Below are 16,960 nucleotides of genomic sequence, written 5' to 3' on the forward strand. Positions count from 1 at the left end.
TGTAAATAATGATAAGCGGTTGTTAACATGTCACCCGTTTCAACTTGCTTGATCTTTCGCTATGAAAAAGACTTCACCTAAGATTCAACGCCGGCATATTAGCGGTGTGTTTTTATTGAATAAGCCTTTGGGTATTAGTTCTAATGCGGCTTTACAGAGAGTACGTGGCTTATATCGAGCACAAAAAGGCGGTCATACCGGTGCTTTAGACCCTTTAGCGTCGGGATTATTGCCAATTTGTTTAGGTGAAGCGACTAAATTTTCCCACTATTTACTCGACTCGACCAAGCGTTACCAAACCACCATTTATTTAGGTCATAGTACAACCACGGGTGATGTCGAAGGTGAGCGGTTATTAGAGCAAGCTGTTCCGGCACTGACAGAAGAAAAAATCCAACAGGTTTTAGCGGGTTTTGTAGGCGATATTCAGCAAGTTCCACCGATGTATTCCGCTTTGAAAAAAGAAGGGCGTCCGTTGTATGAATTGGCGCGTCAAGGGATTGAGATTGAACGTGAAGCACGCCCAATTACCATTGAAGCGATTGAATTATTGTCCTTTAAGGAAAATAGCCTGACTTTAGATATTACCTGTTCTAAGGGAACTTATATTCGGGTGTTGGGTGAAGATATTGCCAAAGCCTTGGGGACATTCGGTCATTTAACTTATCTGCACCGGATTAAGACCGGTCAGTTTGACCTGATTCCAAGCTATACCATTGAGTATTTGGAAAGCCTGACTGAACAAGAGCGTGAGGCTTTATTATTGCCTGCTTACGCACCTGTGGATCATTTTCCTAAAGTTCAAGCACCTGAAGGTCGTGCAGAATATTTTAGCCGTGGCATGGAAAGCAATATTGAGCATGAAGCTGCCACAGAAGTACTGGTTTTTGATGGTGAGAAATGTTTGGGTTTAGCTGAAATTACCGATAAAAAACGTCTGGTGCCAAAACGTGTTTTAAATCTCTAATCATTATTTCAAGATAGGTAAAAAGCTACATGGATATTGAGATCATCCTCAGCCTGATTTTTTTTGCATTTTTTGCAGGTGCGATAGATGCAGCAGTCGGTGGCGGTGGTCTGATTCAGATTCCAGCTCTCATGAATGCTTTTCCGCATATGAGCACAGCAACCCTGTTCGGCACCAATAAAATGGCCTCCATTTGTGGTACTGCCTCAGCGGCATGGTCGTATTTACGCCGTGTCAAACTGGCCTGGAAATTACTGGCAGTGATTGGTATCACTGCCTTTATCAGTTCTTTTGCAGGAGCGGCTTGTGTAACCCTGATTCCACAAGCAGTACTCAGGCCCTTTGTGTTATTTATGCTGATCGTGATTGCCATTTATACCTTTATGAAGAAGCAGTTCGGTCAAGTGCATTTTCAGCAAAGTATGACCAAAAAAACCTTAATTCTAGCCGGAATTGGTGGATTGGCTATTGGATTTTATGATGGTATTTTTGGTCCTGGTACGGGTAGTTTTTTTATTTTCTATTTTATTCGGTATTTAAAAGTCGATTTCTTACATGCGTCTGCCTTATCTAAAATTGGCAATTTTATGACCAATTTCGCTGCCTTAAGTTTCTTCATTCCAACCGGGCATGTGCTGTTCAGTTTAGGTTTGATGATGGCGGTTGCCAATGTCGCGGGTTCAGTGGTGGGTGTGAAGATGGCCTTAAAGTATGGCAGTGGCTTTATCCGGATTCTTTTTCTTGTCTTAGTCTCGGTTTTGATTTTGCGCTTAAGTTATCAGATGTTGTTTGCAAGTTAATAAAAACATTCACAAAAATTAACAGTATTAGAGCATGTTCCTGCATAAGAATAAGCAATCGGCATGGGCATAATTGCCCATTTTTATCAGAGTTTGCCCTGATCATATAGCATAAAGCCAGAGGTCATTAGAATAATGAATATTTTTGAAGCATTACGTCAAAGCCATGAAATACAAAGAGAACTGTCTGAGAAATTAATCCAGACATCGGGGAATAGCGAAGAGCGCCGGGAGATATTTGATCTGCTTAAAAATGAACTCTTTGCGCATGCAGTCGCGGAAGACCGCTATCTTTACATTCCTTTAATGATGACCGACTCGGGTTTAAGCATTACTCGTCATGCCTTGGCAGAGCACCATGAAATAGACGAGTTCCTTGAACAATTAACAGAGACAGACTTTAGTAATCCGGGCTGGCTTGCGATTGCGAAAAAACTCTCTGAAAAGGTACATCATCATTTAAAGGAAGAAGAACATGGTTTTTTCCAGCAAGCGGGTAAAATTTTGGAGCAGAAGCAAAAAGAAAGCTTAGCCCAGCAATATTTAGCGGAATATAAAAAATATAAAAATTTAAATAAAGACAGTTTGACTTAAATGCCTTCAAACAAGATCAATATAAAAAAGATGGTTTGAAGCCATCTTTTTTATTTAGACTTATTGATTAGTCAGGTTGAGGATTTTTATTTTTACTTGCCCTAAATGTTACACCGACCGAGGCAATCATAATGCAAAGTAAGGCAACACTTTGTAAAAGCGTAATTTGTTCTTTCAGCAATAACCAGCCTGCCAAAGCAGCCAGTGCTGGGGATAAACTGGACAGTGTGCCGTAACTGAGCTTGCTTAATCGTTTTAGTGCCATCAGGTCCAAAGCATAAGGAATAGCAGTCGCAAGCAGTGCAATGACCAAGGCCTGTCCCCAATATTGAGTCTGAATCAGGGCCGTAGGATTATGCACTGCACTGATCGGTAACATCACCATGGCTGACAGCACAATCGCAATACTCAGCGCATGCATGCCAATATTTTGCCGCACTACACGTTGCCCAAAATAAATATAAATGGCCCAGCAGACACCGGCACCCAAAGCAAATGCTGCACCCAGATAAGAGAAGTTATCGGCTGATGCATCTTGCCATGGCACCATCAGCGCAACTCCTAAAATCGCCAGACACACCCAGAGATAATCAGTTTTTTGTTTAATCGAAAGCAGGGCCAGAGTCAGTGGTCCCAAGAATTCTAAGCCGACCGCAATACCTTGCGGTAATTTGCCTAAAGAGGCATAAAACAACACATTCATTAAGCAGACGGAGCCACTATAAAACAGCAAGTCCTTCCATTTTAGATAGGGTAAACGTTTGATGATTTTCCAGGAACGGAACATCAGCACAATTAAAATGGAAGCAAAGGAAAGCCGTAATGTGACTACAGTCAGTGGATCAAGCACTTCAAATAGTTGTTTGGCAAAAGAGGCACTGATCTGATAAGCGACCATGGATAAAACCATGAACAGTACAGCAGTAAATTGTGAGTTAGGCATGGCGCACGCAGGATCACCGAGTCAGGTGAATCCACTGGGAAAGAGGGTGCCAGTATAACAATTCTGTTTGATTTTTGAGGAGTTGAAAGGTCTTAAACGCTTTAAATTTAAAACCTTGAATTTAAAGAATCAGCGCGTAAATTTAGCCTGATTAATTTGAATTTAAATGATGTATTTTCTATTTTCCTTCAGCCTTGTTCTTGGCTTGTTGCGTGGTATAAGTACAGCCAATCGAGGCTGCAATAATGGTCGCAAGTGCCAGCCACTGATTCCATAATAAGTGCTCGCCTAAAAATATAAATCCTGATAATGCGGCAATCGCCGGTTCTACGCTCATTAATGTGCCAAAACTCAGCGCAGTTAAATTACGCAGTGCAATCATTTCCAGCGTAAAAGGCAGGGCACTGGCAAGCACAGCCAAGGCGACAAAATAAACTAAATTTGAAGGCTCAAAAACGTTGACTGACATGCCTGAAAATAGGGCGATAGGCATCAAACACAGCATGCCGATAAACATGCCTAAGCACACGGTATGATTACCTGAAATACCCGAAGGTTTCTGTCCGGCAACGATATACAGCGCCCAGCAAGCGCCTGCACCCAATGCAAAAGCAATCCCGATTAAATCCAGGTTTTGTGAAACCTGGTCGAATGGAAACAATAGAATTAAACCCAGAATAGCCAGTCCAACCCAGATAAAATCGAATTTTTGTCGTGCATAATACAGCGCGATGCTGAGTGGACCAATGAATTCAAAAGAAACGGCAATGCCGAGGGGAAGGCGATTAATCGACAGGTAAAACATGGCATTCATACCGGCGAGCGCAATACCGTAGCTGATAATGGCTTTCCATTTCACCTGTCTAAAATCAATTTGCCAAATTTTAAAAATAAGCGCCAAGATTGCAGCGCCAATGAGCATACGCATGGCTGCAACGGTCAAAATCGGAAATTGACCGAACAGGATTTTGGCAAGCGAGCCACTGCTCTGCACGCTGATCATTGCAATCAGCAATAACAGCAGTGCCTGAACATGTGGCGTATTTTTAAAATTCAACATGGACTAAATTGGTTTCGATTTCTAGAATAGCGGGAGAGTAGCAAAGGCTTAATAAATATTTCCGAATATGAGTGAAATAATAGAGGAACGACGGTGTCTTGGCTTTGAGATGTTTATTTCATCTTTAGCGTATTGTTACTTTGGTTTCGCCCTGAGAAGCATTGCTTCGTAAGACCAAAGCCACCTTGCGAACAGTTGAAACATGTTTCAAATGTTCTCATCGCAGAACTCGACGGATTGAGATATTTAAATAAATTGTTCGCAGAAACATTCATTATTTAATCTCTGTCTGCCTCGAACAGTTGCGAATGGCTTTGTCACGAAATTCAATTCCGTTCAGGATATTAAATTTTGAGCTTAAAAAAATAAAAAACCACAGCACGAATGCTGTGGTTTTTTTAAAATCTTAAATTAGAACAATACGCGAACGCGGATGGTACCTTCAACGTCTTGAAGTGTATCAAGTGCTTCTTTAGACGCAGTTGCGTCAACGTCCATTACCAAGTAACCCACATCGCCTTTAGTCATTAATGACTGACCAGAGATGTTGATGCCGTGTTCAGCAAACAGGTTGTTGATTTTAGAAAGCACGCCCGGAATGTTTTTGTGGATGTGCAGTAAACGGTGTTTACCTTCAGTCAACGGCAACGCAATTTCTGGGAAGTTCACCGCAGATAAAGTCATACCTTTATCTGAGTACGCAACAAATTTCTCTGCCACTTCTAAACCGATGTTGGCTTGCGCTTCCATAGTCGAACCACCCACGTGAGGAGTCAAAATCACGTTGTCCAAGCCACGAAGTGGAGAAACAAATTCTTCACCGTTTGCTTTAGGTTCTTTAGGGAATACGTCAATTGCAGCGCCGGCAATGTGACCCGATTTAATCGCATCAGCCAAATCTTCAATCAGTACACATGTACCACGTGCAGCATTAATGAAGATAGAACCTTCTTTCATTTGTGCAAATTGGTCTTTGCCAAAGAAGTTGCGCGTTGATGGAACGTCTGGAACGTGTAGAGATACCACGTCAGCATTTGCAAGTAACTCGGCAAGAGAACCCACTTGACGTGCATTACCCATAGGAAGCTTAGTCACTGCATCATAATAAATCACGTGCATACCCAAGCTTTCAGCAAGTACTGAAAGTTGAGAACCGATTGAGCCGTAACCCACGATACCTAAAGTTTTACCACGAGTCTCAAATGAACCCACTGCAGACTTGTTCCAACCACCACGGTGAGTAGAAGCAGATTTCGCAGGAACACCACGAAGTAAAAGAATTGCTTCAGCAAGTACCAGTTCAGCCACTGAACGGGTATTTGAATACGGGGCGTTAAATACTGGAATACCGCGAATCATCGCAGCATTCAGATTAACCTGGTTGGTACCGATACAAAAACAGCCAACAGCGATGAGCTTGTTGGCTGCTTCAAATACTTCGTCAGTCAACTGAGTACGTGAACGAATACCGATGAAGTGAGCATCTTTTACCGCTTCTTTCAACGCTTCACCCTCAAGCGCAGTTTTACGGGAATCGATGTTGGTGTATCCAGCAGCATTTAATGTGTCGATTGCGTTTTGATGAACGCCTTCTAACAACAAGAAACGAATTTTATCTTTAGGTAGAGAAAGATGTTGGCTCATTACGGCTCCGCTACAAAGGCCAAATTTAGTCGCGATATGATAACATACGAGAACGGTCTATATACATTTCCTTTATGACGCAGAGGATAGGTATTTTTGCCATACATACTGCCGTGCACTACAGATTTGGGTCTAACTAAAGCTGTAATTTTTAAGGCGAGATTGTCAAAATGCTTATTTCCGCAGGGTCTCAGTGGAAAATGTCTTATAATGCTGCGTAGTGAAAAGCGCCACAGTCACGCTGTCGGTTTTATGTTCATGCCCGGTCTAAGACACATTGCATTGTAAAACTTTCAATAAATGAATGATCTATAGACCATCTACCACTTGTATATTTCTTGCTAGGTCTGCAAACGATGAATGCTTCAGTCGCTTTAACACCTGAGTTATTAACCCAATTGACAGCCATTGTCGGTGAAAACCGCATTAAAACTGATGCTGCTAGTCTCGATGCCTGGGGCAAAGACTACACCAAGCATTTTGATCCAAATCCATCAGTCATCGTTTTTCCATCGAGCACGGAACAGGTGCAGGCGATTGTTAAATTTGCTAATCAGCACAATATTGCCATCACGCCGTCTGGCGGCCGTACCGGTTTATCTGCCGGTGCTGTTGCATCGAACGGTGAAATTGTGGTGAGCATGGACAAGATGAACCAGATTCTTGAGTTCTTCCCGGCAGACCGTATGGTACGTGTACAGGCGGGTGTGGTGACTGAGCAATTGCAGAATTATGCTTCCGATCAGGGTATGTATTACCCGGTCGATTTTGCATCTTCAGGTTCTTCACAAATTGGCGGCAACATTGGTACCAATGCTGGCGGTATTAAAGTTATTAAATACGGCATGACCCGTAACTGGGTGCTTGGTTTGACGGTTGTGACAGGTAAGGGTGACATCCTGCGTCTGAACAAAGGCATGATCAAGAATGCAACAGGTTATGCGCTTCAACACTTATTCATTGGTGGTGAGGGGACGCTAGGTTTGGTGACTGAAGCTGAAATCAAGCTTGAGCGTCAACCGCATGACTTGCAAGTCATGGTTTTAGGCGTACCTGACTTTGATGCAATCATGCCGGTACTGCATGCATTCCAAAATAAAATTGATTTAACTGCATTTGAATTCTTTGGCGAACTCGCAATGCAGAAAGTACTGGATCATGGTCATGTACAACGCCCATTTGAAACGGCGTGTCCTTTCTATGTATTGCTTGAGTTTGAAGCTCCATTTGAACCAATCATGGATGCGGCGATGGAAATCTTCGAGCATTGCATGGAACAGGGTTGGGTACTTGATGGTGTAATGAGCCAAAACCTTGACCAAGTGCATAGCTTATGGCGTTTACGCGAAGATATTTCTGAATCGATCGCGCCGTTCACACCATACAAAAATGACATTTCAGTGTTAATTACCCACGTTCCTGCATTTATTAAAGAAATTGATGCAATTGTGGAAGCCAATTATCCTGACTTTGAAATTTGCTGGTTTGGTCATATTGGTGACGGTAACTTGCACTTAAATATTTTAAAGCCTGCTGATTTAAGTAAAGATGAATTCTTTGCCAAATGTCAGGTAGTGAACAAATATGTGTTCGAAACTGTGAAAAAATATGATGGTTCGATTTCTGCTGAACACGGTGTGGGTATGACTAAAAAGCCATATCTTGATTACTCACGTTCTGCTGAAGAAATTGAATACATGAAAGCTTTGAAACAGGTATTTGATCCAAACGGCATTATGAACCCGGGCAAATTATTTGATCTTTAATATTTGATCTATAAGTTGTTTTTTCGGTGACTACATAACTGTTATCGAGTGTGAAAAAAAGGCATGGCATCATAGGTGCAATGTCTTTTTTTATGGGGAAGATTTCCCAATGTTACGTTTATTATCTACCTCTATAATTTGTTTGGGTTTAATGACGACGGGTTGTGCAACAACAAAAAAACTAGCATCTAAAGTCAACCTCGGTTCATCAGATACGCCTTTGCAACAAGTCTTGAAAGAAAGACCTGATTTACGTAAGAACTCGGCAACAGTTGAAATTCGTCAATTTTTTAATAGTGTAGAGTCACCGACTGCTGCACAAGTGAAAGTGACTGAAACTGGGTTAAAAGATGATTCGGTTCGCTCGATGCGTACCGTTTATAGTTTTAAACTGGTGAAGGACGACTGGAAGAAGGTTGATACAGAAAAGTCGTATCAATGTATGCGCAGTAAAAACACCAAGTCTTTTCAAAAAGCTAAATGCTCTTAATAAATCTTTGATTTATGGTTGAAAGTTAGGCTGCTATGCCTCATAAAAAGCGTATCGATTGATGCGCTTTTTTGCGTTTGGGGGAATAACAAGAGTGGATATTAAGCAAATTATAGAAAATGAATTAAATAACCTGAGTTCGATATAAAAAAGAGTAGAAAAAAAGCCCTGAATTTGTAAAATATTGGTTCTCAAGACAAAATTTTATAAAATAAAGTTGAAGCTTTAGCAGCCAGAGTACTAAAAATATTGACCCCATCACGCAGGAATATGAAAAATAAATCCATCCCCATCGAAGAAGAAAGACAATTGCTTTGCAAAAGAGGATTGATTGAAACAGTGAATGATCAGTTAAAAAAATTGCAGTAACTTGAACATTCACGTCATCGTTCGATCAATAACTTTATGGTGAATATTATGGCTGCTGTAGTGGCTTATTGCTTGAATCCCAATAAGCCAACTTTCCAAAATATGCTAAAAGGCTAAGCTGATTTCATCGAACTCTTAAATACATTAGCATCCGAATTTTTGAATTCTTTAGAGTATAAAATTGATATAAATAAAGGTACTTTTGATCAACCTCTAAAGCTAAAACATTGGATTATCTAAATCTAACGTAAGACCCTCACTGACAATCATGTGTGGGATAGTTAAAGTACTGCTTTAACGGAGTGGCAAAATCCATGCGACACAGCTTGTCACAAAATGTTGAAAAATAATGAAATATTGTTTGAGTTAATATAAAATAAAACCATGAAAGCACTTAAATTACGCATTAAAGATAAACATAGTAAGGTACTAGACCAATTGGCATCTGAGGTGAACTTTGTCTGGAATTATGTGAATGATTTAGGTTTTAAGCACCTTAAAATAAAAGGTGAATTTCTCAGTGCCTATGACATTGCCAAGTACACAAAAGGCACATCAAAAGAATGTAATTTGCATAGCCAAACCATTCAGGCGGTGACAGAAGAATTGGTCACACGTAGAAAGCAATTCAAAAAAGCAAAACTCAAATGGCGTGTAAGCAATAAGAAATCAGCAAGACGATCACTTGGATGGATACCATTCAAAAAGGTGGCTATCAAATATGCCGATGGATACGTCCAATACGGCAAGCATCAATTTAAAGTTTGGGACAGTTACGGCTTAAGCCAATACAGCGTTAAAACAGGCTCATTCGTTGAAGATAGTCGTGGGCGTTGGTACGTTTGTTTGGTTGTGGATAGTCCTAAAATTGAGAAGACAACTGCAACCAAAGCCATAGGTATTGATCTAGGGTTAAAAGATATTGCGACCTGTTCAGATGGCACAGTGATTTCTAATCCTAAATTCTATCGAAAATATGAACAGAAATTAGGGATTGCTCAACGAGCAAGAAATAAAAAACGTGTACGTGCATTACACGCCAAGATTGCAAATTGTCGTAAAGATCATTTACACAAAGCAAGCACCATGCTTGTTAAAGAAAATACACTCATTGTTGTGGGTGATCTGAGTGCTAAAAAACTTATAAAAACCAAAATGGCAAAGTCTGTTTTGGATACAGGATTTTCAGCACTAAAAACAATGCTCAAGTATAAATGCGAGAACGCAGGAGTATTGTTTGAAGAAGTCAACGAAAGTTTCACAACCCAAATTTGTTCGTGCTGTGGTGAAATCACCACAAGCAGTCCGAAAGGTAGAGCAGATTTGCGAATAAGAGTATGGGAATGTGAAAACTGTTTAAGTGTCTTAGATCGGGACTTAAACAGTGCTAAGAACATACTTGCGCTTGGGCATAAGCGTCTAGCAGTAGGAATCTCCCACTTGAGCTAAAGCGAAAGTGGTCGGAGGGTGTCAATGAACTGGTTCGGATGATGTATGAGCAATACCATCTTTGGACCTATGCAGTGGTATGCTTTGTTTTAATCGCGCTGTGGTTTAGTTTTCCTCGAGCGATGCTCAAAGAGATTTTAAAAGAACGAAAACAGAGTGGCGCGTTTTAAACATTGATGCCACACCATCTTCTCCTTCAAAAATGCAGGATAGGACGAATGAGCTTGAACTTAGAGAAATAGTTTTTTTTCAGCGATTGGCTGTTCAAAGTTCTTTAATTTACGATCGAAAATAAAGGTTCCGAATGGTAAAATGGATGCGATTAAACCCAATATAAACATGGTAATCGACCATTTCTGTCTTTCGCAAACGGTAAACAAAACAATCAAAAACAGGATAAACAATACCCCATGTCCCATGCCGACATATTTCACTAAAATTGGATTATCCAGCATATATTTCATCGGCATCGCGATGAAGAGAAGCAGCAGAAAGGAAATACCTTCTAAAAGACCGACAACACGTAAAGTTTGGATATTCATGGTCATGCTTAAATCAATGAGAATCAAGCATGAGTGTACCCAATATTGGCGCAGCGGTGAATGAAAATTTGGTGTATTTATAAAATATATCAAATGCTTATAACCAAGTATTTAGCTCGGATTATTTTATTTCTTGCGCCCATAATTCGGTTCTTAAATTCAATAATTCAGGCAATGTTTCGAGTAACAAACTGATCTGTTTCAGTACCAAGAGTAAATCTTCAGACAGATTTTCTTGCTCACTCATCTGTTTAATGTCATTGAGCTTGGCCTGAATTTTATCTTCCTCTAAAGGCTGCTGCTGTAACAGTACGGCAAATAGCGTGTCTTTACACCACAGCATTAAATCCAGTATCTGTGCATCCTGAACCTGTTCGCGGTGACTACCCAAAGCCGAAACATAACTGAGTTGACTGTGGCTATACACCAGATAACGAAAGGCAGAATGAATCAATGCCTGATTGGGATTCGGTTCGGTACTGAGACTGGAAATCATGCTGGATAGTTCGATTTGAGCATTATGGGCAGTACGACGCGCACGACGGTAATCCAGACTGTTATTTTTACCGAATTGGTACTGCTTCACCACCGCATCGAAATACTCCAAGGTCGCTTGATTACTCTTTTTGATGGTGCTGGAAATATTGCGGAAGTTCCAGTCGGGCCAGATAAAGCTGACTGCAAACCAGGCAATCAGACAGCCTAAAAGGGTATCGATAATGCGCGGTAAAATGATGGCGTAACCGGCACCTTTTAAATTGAAAATCAGCAGCACCATTAAAGTGGCCATCAGGGTTGCCATGGCATATTTTTTGGAACGCAGATAGAAAAAATACACCCCAAAAATAATGGTTAGAACCAGTTGTCCCTCAATACTTGGCACAAAATACAATATTGGAATACCGAGCAACACCCCTAAAACCGTGCCTAAAGTCCGTAGTTTTAAACGGCTTTTGGTGGCGAAATAACTGATCTGGCAGACGAATAAACTGGTGAGTAAAATCCAGTAACCATTTTTGGCAAATGGCAATAAGGAGATGGCGTAGCCGACGGCAAATACAAAGGCAATCCGTACTGCATGCCGAAATAGCGCTGAATTAGGGGCGAGGTGCTGTTTCAGTTTTAGCCATAAATCTGGCAGGTCATGAATATCATCATCCAGTAAATTTAGGTTTTCCTGATGCTGTAAATAATTCTGACGATAATTGTTTTGTTCATGACTTAAATTTAAAAACTGTTCCTGAATTTTTTTCAGATTGCGCAAAATCAGCAGTAGGTTTTTTACCTCTAAATTCTGCGGATTTTCTTCAATCCATAATTGAATCGAATTTTCCAGATTGGCAATGGAAATATCCGTGTCTGGATTCGATTGATAGCTTTGATGGGTGAGAATATCGTGCGCCAGTTTCTGACACGATAAAGCATGCAGTTTTACATTTTTTTGAATCCGGAAAATCAGGTCGGTACGGCTAAAGTTTTGATGAATATTTTCGTAATGCAGATAGTTTGATGTTGCTTGCTCATGAATATCTTGTGCCAAAAAATACAGATTGAGCCAGTAAATGGTATTTTTATTGGCACGCGATGCCTTTAAACGAGTCAGCAAAGATGCCTTGGTGGTATTCAGGCTCTGCACCACTTCACTGTTTTTTAAGGAAAGCTCATACAGTAGCGGTTCAATATTGTCAGTATTATCGGGGTCAAACAGACGGGCTTTAGCCAACAGTAATCCGGCAATGGCATTGAAATTGGCAGCCAAATTATCCTGGACTGCTTGAGTCGGTTTGAGCAAATAAAAGATGATCGAAGTCAGACCATACCACAGCGCACCCAGTACAAAATAGCTGGGCTGCTGATACCATTGGCTGTATTCTCCCAGTCCAAACATGGTGTAAATAGACAATAAAATAGTGCCAAAAGAAATCGTGGCATAACGCTGTCCCAATGCGCCCATTAAAATAAAGCCGGCACTCGACAGCGATAAATACAGGATAAAAAGCAGTTTATAAGGATAGAGAAATTCAAGAATGCTACTGACGCCAAAACACAGAATACAGACATAAACCAGATTACGTAGACGAATACTCAGGCGATCATCAAAGTCGGTCAGGGCAGTAGCAATGGCCCCCAAAGTCACCGGAACAATGAGTGATTCATAGTCTAAAAAAAGCAGGCCTAGAGTGGTTCCGCTAAGGACAATAAAAATCTGCAAGCAATAGATCAGAATGGAATTGGATTTAAAGCGTTGAATTAAGTCTTTCAGGCTATTCACGATTTTTCTAAAGATCAATTATTGTGAATATAGCCTGAGCTTTTTTAGTGGCTGTGTCAATTTATGCTTGTGTTAAAGATCATTGATTTTTTAATGATGTAGCAAGGTATGAAGCAAAAAAAGCAGGGTTTTAACCTGCTTTTTTCTTTATATTTTTAGGACAATTATTTAATCACCCCACAGGCAATACGGTCACCGCCACCACCTAAAGGTTTGGGTTGATCGGCATAGTTATCGCCACCAGCATGCACCATCACTGCCAAACCTTGCACATCGGCCAGTTTTAAACGCGGTGCAACCAAAGTCACCTTCGCATGACCTTGAGCATCAACATTTAATAAAGGTAAATCGCCCAAATGACCGGTAAGGGGCGTTCCATGATGAGGCGCTTGGTTCGGATTAAAGTGACCACCCGCTGCAATGGCCGCACCGATTTTTCCATCTTTTTCAGCCGGGTCACAGGAACCTTTTTCATGAATATGGAAACCGTGTGGGCCCGGTGGCAGTTCAGCCAAGTCAGTCGTAAGTACTAAACCTGCTGGACTGTCTTTGAATTGAATCGTACCAATGGCTTTACCTACGCCTTGAGCCGATACCGCATGAACGGTCGTCTGATGTTGAGCATTATGAGATGAGGTGGGTGAGTTGGTGCAGCCCAGCATGGCAAAGCTTGCGATAGAACCTAGTGCGGTTAATTTAAACAGTGAAGATGACATTGACTTGCTTCCTTTTGTTTTATTTTGACCTTGACCATTCAAACAATGTGTCGGATGCAACGCAATGATGATTAAGTATTTGAATGTATGAGTTTCTTAAACTTAAAGCTTAAGTTTTATCTGGGTTTGGCTCATCTTTATCATCATCCAGATCATACGCCATAGTGGATTTTGGCAGCATGAAAGGCCCAAATTCATTGGTTTCATGCAACCATTCACGCCAAATCGCCAGCAAGACCGCTAGAATCACCGGACCAATAAATAGACCCACCAGACCAAAACTGGCAATCCCCCCTAAAACCCCGAACATGATCAGCAGGAATGGAATTTGGGTTGCACCCGAAATCACCAGTGGACGAATCACGTTATCTGAAGTACTGACAATACAGACCCCCCAGACCATCACCCCAATCGCCTCCATAGTCTGTCCTTGAGAGAACAGCCATAATGCAACTGAACCGTAAGCAAGGGGTGTTCCAAACGGAATCAGTGCCAATATGAAGGTCACAATGGTAAGTACCATTGGGTTGGGGACACCGGCAACAAAATAACTTAACCCGGCTAATACTGCTTGCGCCACCGCAGTTAAACCAACTCCATAAACCACAGCACGAGTCGTTTCAGAAATGGTATCTAAATAATGATGGACCCGTGGACCAATGATCATTTCCAGAGCCTTGCTGACTTGGTTCAGAATGGTTTGACCATCACGGTAGAAAAAGAACAGTGACAGGACTGCAAAACATAGCTTAATGATATTTTTGCCAATCTCATTCAGAACGAAACGACCATAATTGAGATGACCCTGAATCCAGATGGAAACATTTTGTATAATACTGTTTGGATCGGTATTGATATCCTTTAAGGTCCGGCTGACTTCCTTGCCTATAAACGGTAAATCGCGAATAAATTGCGGAACATTTAAGTGACCTGAAAACACCTGTTTTTGCAATTCATAATATAAATTCCGACCTTCATGTTGCAGCATGAAAATACCGAAGGTCAGCGGAATACCGATCAATAAAATAATCAGGCTGATCATGATCGTTGCGCTTAGCATGGCACGTGAGCCGGACTTGCGATAAATCCATTGATACCAGGGCCAGGTCATATAGGCAATAATGGCTGCCCACAGTACAGGCACAATAAAATATTTGAGAACGTTAAAACTCAAAAAAAGGAGGATGAAAAATAATCCAAATAATAATACTTTTTGTAATGTTGGCGCGTACTGTTGCACTGCATTCACTGATTTGTTTCTAAGGTCCATGCCATCTTAACTGAAAAAAAAGCTCGCGAAAATGAAAGCCGAGTAAGTTCTAGTGAATAATGAATAAACAAACACTGCTTCTGGACGGAAAGCTAGACCCTGTAACACCCTAAAACCATTTAGTCGCATCATCAATAATGGCATTTAAAACCGGCTGCCACTGATTTTGCATGCTTAAATAATTTTTTTGCGTTTTATCAAACACGGTTAGTCCCTGCATGGCCAACTGACTATAAGCAGTTCGTTCAGAAATCCAGGCCACCGGTTGCTGTTCAATTTTATTGAAAAAATCTTGAATCTCTTTCGTGCTGGCACTGTTGGCTTTGACGCGATTGGCCAAAAGTAAAATCTGCACTTTACCTTTACGAATACGCTTGATGTCTTGTAAATGTTTTAAGAAACGGCGCGTGCTGTCGATATCGAAAAACGAAGGTTGTAAGGGCGTGATAATGGCGTGAGCTTCCCCAATCAGTTGTTCTGCCTGTTCACCAGAAAGTGCGCCCGGCGCATCTATAATCAGATACTCAATATTTTTAGGTGCATCACCAATTGATTTTTCATGTCGCCAGTCCAGACTTTGAATCGGGGCAGCATTTTCAGGGCGATGTTTAAGCCATTGCAAAGTCGACTTTTGGTTATCGGCATCCGCCAGTGCAACACGGTAACCTTTTTGTGCCAAAGCCGCAGCCAGACTGATCGCGGTAATGGTTTTACCACATCCACCTTTTTGATTTGCAATTAAGATTGTTTTCATGACCCTGACGATTTTATTCTGCTCCGCCCTAGCATATCATTGTTTGATGCGACGAATATGACACATGACAAAAGTCTTAAAGACCCATGTGGCGATACTTTTTTGAATTAGGAAAAAATATGTCCATTTGGATGGCAATGTTGATTGGTGGCTGTATAGGCGTGGTATTAACCACCCTGATTTTAAGTAATACCCGTAATGGACGGGTCAAAGCAGAGTATGAACACTATATTGCCGAGCTGGAGTTAGAGCATCAACAGGCTTTAATCCATGCACAAAAGCGTAGTGTGAATACCAGTCGCGCAGTGTTGAAAGGAAAAATGGCAGAGCAAATGGCACCGATTATGCCCGAGTTTCAATACTTGCCCAGTGATGCCAAATTCTTGGGTGATCCGGTCGATTACGTGGTATTTGATGGCTATACCGACTTACGCGATGGTGAAGGTCGGGCAGAGGATATAGAAGTGGTGCTGATTGATATTAAAAGTGGTGGGGCACGACTCACCAAGGGGCAACAAGCGATTGCCCAGGCCATTAGTGATGGACGGGTGCGTTTTGAAACGGTTCGCATCAACTTTAATGATTAATTTGCTCAGATTCAATCTGGGCAATAGATTTATTGAGCACAAGGTTGAATCTAGGTGAGTTTCATCGCTATGCTTTTTCTGCCCGGGCAAAGAACATGCGCCTGCCAATTTTGGAATACCTTGAGCGTCAAAATAATGCTGTTCTTTAAAGCGGAAATTTGCATCTAATAGGGCTTGCTCAATATTGCGATTCAGATGACAGCCATCCGCCAAACACTTTTGAATTGGGGTCAGTAAATCTTGTAAATGCTTAAGCGTATTGTTGTCCTGATATTGAACATGCTCGACCAAATGTAAAGTACCGCTAGGCTTGAGTACCCGATGCAGTTCATTTAAAGCCTGTGGTAAATCTTCAATACTGCATAAAGTCCAGGTACTGACAATGTGCTCAATACTGTGATCTGCAAAAGGCAGCTTTTCAGCACTCGCCTTAATATGCTGTACATGTATCGCACTTTCATGCACACGTTGAATAGCGAGTTGATAAATATCTGGATTCGGTTCGAGTGCGTATAGCGTATCGACATTTTGATAAAAAGGCAGATTTAGCCCTGTACCAAAGCCAATTTCCAGAACTTCACCTGAAATAGGTAACAGTAATTCACGACGCTGATCCATAAGGCTCGGCGTTTGCATCACTTGATTAAGCAAATGCGGGAAAATATGTTGCTGATAAAATTTATAAATCATTGATCGCTTAATTTTTCTTTATATCTATCTAGATTAATGGAAATTTC

Annotated in this window: 15 protein-coding genes and 2 pseudogenes; 8 read left to right on the top strand and 9 right to left on the bottom strand. The window is 41.2% G+C overall.

Translation table 11 applies throughout. From position 1 onward, the window contains the following. Positions 1-61 precede the first annotated feature (61 nt). The 3 genes from truB to ACP69Y_RS03995 all read left to right on the top strand — a co-directional run bounded on the left by truB (position 62) and on the right by ACP69Y_RS03995 (position 2,361). Positions 62-967: a tRNA pseudouridine(55) synthase TruB gene (gene truB, locus ACP69Y_RS03985; RefSeq protein ID WP_425916384.1), complete on the top strand. Its 906-nt coding sequence runs from the start codon at positions 62-64 to the stop codon at positions 965-967. 29 nt (positions 968-996) lie between these two features. Next, entirely contained in the window at positions 997-1,767 is a 771-nt protein-coding gene (locus ACP69Y_RS03990) for a sulfite exporter TauE/SafE family protein (protein WP_425916385.1), read from the top strand. A 135-nt stretch (positions 1,768-1,902) separates the two neighbouring features. Beyond that, on the top strand, positions 1,903-2,361 hold the full coding sequence (locus ACP69Y_RS03995) for a hemerythrin domain-containing protein (protein ID WP_425916387.1): 459 nt from the start codon (positions 1,903-1,905) through the stop codon (positions 2,359-2,361). A gap of 67 nt (positions 2,362-2,428) precedes the next feature. Here the strand turns inward: ACP69Y_RS03995 and ACP69Y_RS04000 are convergent, their stop codons facing one another. The 3 genes from ACP69Y_RS04000 to serA all read right to left on the bottom strand — a co-directional run bounded on the left by ACP69Y_RS04000 (position 2,429) and on the right by serA (position 6,008). Beyond that, entirely contained in the window at positions 2,429-3,304 is an 876-nt protein-coding gene (locus tag ACP69Y_RS04000; RefSeq protein ID WP_425916389.1) for an EamA family transporter, read from the bottom strand. 178 nt (positions 3,305-3,482) lie between these two features. Continuing rightward, positions 3,483-4,364 carry an EamA family transporter gene (locus ACP69Y_RS04005; protein ID WP_425916391.1) on the bottom strand — a complete coding sequence of 294 codons (882 nt, stop codon included), beginning with the start codon at positions 4,362-4,364 and terminating at the stop codon, positions 3,483-3,485. A gap of 411 nt (positions 4,365-4,775) precedes the next feature. Further along, positions 4,776-6,008, bottom strand: a complete 1,233-nt coding sequence (gene serA, locus ACP69Y_RS04010; RefSeq protein WP_424619394.1) for a phosphoglycerate dehydrogenase — start codon at positions 6,006-6,008, stop codon at positions 4,776-4,778. Positions 6,009-6,364: 356 nt separating this feature from the next. Here serA and ACP69Y_RS04015 point away from each other — a divergent pair, with 356 nt between their 5' ends. The 4 genes and pseudogenes from ACP69Y_RS04015 (at position 6,365) to ACP69Y_RS04030 (ending at position 10,082) form a co-directional block, all read left to right on the top strand. Next, positions 6,365-7,774 carry an FAD-binding oxidoreductase gene (locus tag ACP69Y_RS04015; protein WP_425916392.1) on the top strand — a complete coding sequence of 470 codons (1,410 nt, stop codon included), beginning with the start codon at positions 6,365-6,367 and terminating at the stop codon, positions 7,772-7,774. A gap of 109 nt (positions 7,775-7,883) precedes the next feature. Beyond that, complete coding sequence (locus ACP69Y_RS04020; protein WP_425916394.1) at positions 7,884-8,264, top strand: hypothetical protein; 381 nt, start codon at positions 7,884-7,886, stop codon at positions 8,262-8,264. A gap of 213 nt (positions 8,265-8,477) precedes the next feature. Beyond that, a pseudogene (locus ACP69Y_RS04025) lies at positions 8,478-8,750 on the top strand (transposase); the annotation flags it as partial. Positions 8,751-9,017: 267 nt separating this feature from the next. Next, positions 9,018-10,082, top strand: a complete 1,065-nt coding sequence (locus ACP69Y_RS04030; protein WP_425916396.1) for an RNA-guided endonuclease InsQ/TnpB family protein — start codon at positions 9,018-9,020, stop codon at positions 10,080-10,082. 230 nt (positions 10,083-10,312) lie between these two features. Here ACP69Y_RS04030 and ACP69Y_RS04035 read toward each other — a convergent pair whose 3' ends face one another. The 5 genes from ACP69Y_RS04035 to ACP69Y_RS04055 all read right to left on the bottom strand — a co-directional run bounded on the left by ACP69Y_RS04035 (position 10,313) and on the right by ACP69Y_RS04055 (position 15,636). Then, positions 10,313-10,624, bottom strand: a complete 312-nt coding sequence (locus ACP69Y_RS04035; RefSeq protein WP_425916575.1) for a DUF3817 domain-containing protein — start codon at positions 10,622-10,624, stop codon at positions 10,313-10,315. 121 nt (positions 10,625-10,745) lie between these two features. Beyond that, entirely contained in the window at positions 10,746-12,896 is a 2,151-nt protein-coding gene (gene yccS, locus ACP69Y_RS04040) for a YccS family putative transporter (protein WP_425916398.1), read from the bottom strand. A 164-nt stretch (positions 12,897-13,060) separates the two neighbouring features. Further along, the gene (gene sodC / locus ACP69Y_RS04045) at positions 13,061-13,612 is read right to left on the bottom strand and encodes a superoxide dismutase [Cu-Zn] SodC (RefSeq protein WP_425916400.1); all 552 of its coding nucleotides are present in this window, start codon (positions 13,610-13,612) and stop codon (positions 13,061-13,063) included. Between the two features lie 109 nt (positions 13,613-13,721). Further along, positions 13,722-14,852 carry an AI-2E family transporter gene (locus ACP69Y_RS04050; protein ID WP_425916577.1) on the bottom strand — a complete coding sequence of 377 codons (1,131 nt, stop codon included), beginning with the start codon at positions 14,850-14,852 and terminating at the stop codon, positions 13,722-13,724. A 139-nt stretch (positions 14,853-14,991) separates the two neighbouring features. After that, positions 14,992-15,636 (bottom strand): ParA family protein, encoded by a 645-nt coding sequence (locus ACP69Y_RS04055; protein WP_425916402.1) that lies wholly within the window; start codon positions 15,634-15,636, stop codon positions 14,992-14,994. Between the two features lie 119 nt (positions 15,637-15,755). Between ACP69Y_RS04055 and ACP69Y_RS04060 the strand changes: the two genes are divergently transcribed. Then, the gene (locus ACP69Y_RS04060; protein ID WP_425916404.1) at positions 15,756-16,223 is read left to right on the top strand and encodes a Holliday junction resolvase-like protein; all 468 of its coding nucleotides are present in this window, start codon (positions 15,756-15,758) and stop codon (positions 16,221-16,223) included. Between the two features lie 67 nt (positions 16,224-16,290). Here the strand turns inward: ACP69Y_RS04060 and ACP69Y_RS04065 are convergent. Continuing rightward, positions 16,291-16,913: pseudogene (locus tag ACP69Y_RS04065) on the bottom strand (class I SAM-dependent methyltransferase). Positions 16,914-16,960: the final 47 nt, after the last annotated feature.

Source organism: Acinetobacter sp. TSRC1-2 (assembly GCF_049895885.1).
Classification (GTDB): Bacteria; Pseudomonadota; Gammaproteobacteria; order Pseudomonadales; family Moraxellaceae; genus Acinetobacter.

Excerpts from the sequence above, each read along its gene's own strand:
- truB (WP_425916384.1), top strand. The coding sequence starts at position 62 with ATGAAAAAGACTTCACCTAAGATTCAACGCCGGCATATTAGCGGTGTG.
- ACP69Y_RS03990 (WP_425916385.1), top strand. The coding sequence starts at position 997 with ATGGATATTGAGATCATCCTCAGCCTGATTTTTTTTGCATTTTTTGCA.
- ACP69Y_RS03995 (WP_425916387.1), top strand. The coding sequence starts at position 1,903 with ATGAATATTTTTGAAGCATTACGTCAAAGCCATGAAATACAAAGAGAA.
- ACP69Y_RS04000 (WP_425916389.1), bottom strand. The coding sequence starts at position 3,304 with ATGCCTAACTCACAATTTACTGCTGTACTGTTCATGGTTTTATCCATG.
- ACP69Y_RS04005 (WP_425916391.1), bottom strand. The coding sequence starts at position 4,364 with ATGTTGAATTTTAAAAATACGCCACATGTTCAGGCACTGCTGTTATTG.
- serA (WP_424619394.1), bottom strand. The coding sequence starts at position 6,008 with ATGAGCCAACATCTTTCTCTACCTAAAGATAAAATTCGTTTCTTGTTG.
- ACP69Y_RS04015 (WP_425916392.1), top strand. The coding sequence starts at position 6,365 with ATGAATGCTTCAGTCGCTTTAACACCTGAGTTATTAACCCAATTGACA.
- ACP69Y_RS04020 (WP_425916394.1), top strand. The coding sequence starts at position 7,884 with ATGTTACGTTTATTATCTACCTCTATAATTTGTTTGGGTTTAATGACG.
- ACP69Y_RS04030 (WP_425916396.1), top strand. The coding sequence starts at position 9,018 with ATGAAAGCACTTAAATTACGCATTAAAGATAAACATAGTAAGGTACTA.
- ACP69Y_RS04035 (WP_425916575.1), bottom strand. The coding sequence starts at position 10,624 with ATGAATATCCAAACTTTACGTGTTGTCGGTCTTTTAGAAGGTATTTCC.
- sodC (WP_425916400.1), bottom strand. The coding sequence starts at position 13,612 with ATGTCATCTTCACTGTTTAAATTAACCGCACTAGGTTCTATCGCAAGC.
- ACP69Y_RS04055 (WP_425916402.1), bottom strand. The coding sequence starts at position 15,636 with ATGAAAACAATCTTAATTGCAAATCAAAAAGGTGGATGTGGTAAAACC.
- ACP69Y_RS04060 (WP_425916404.1), top strand. The coding sequence starts at position 15,756 with ATGTCCATTTGGATGGCAATGTTGATTGGTGGCTGTATAGGCGTGGTA.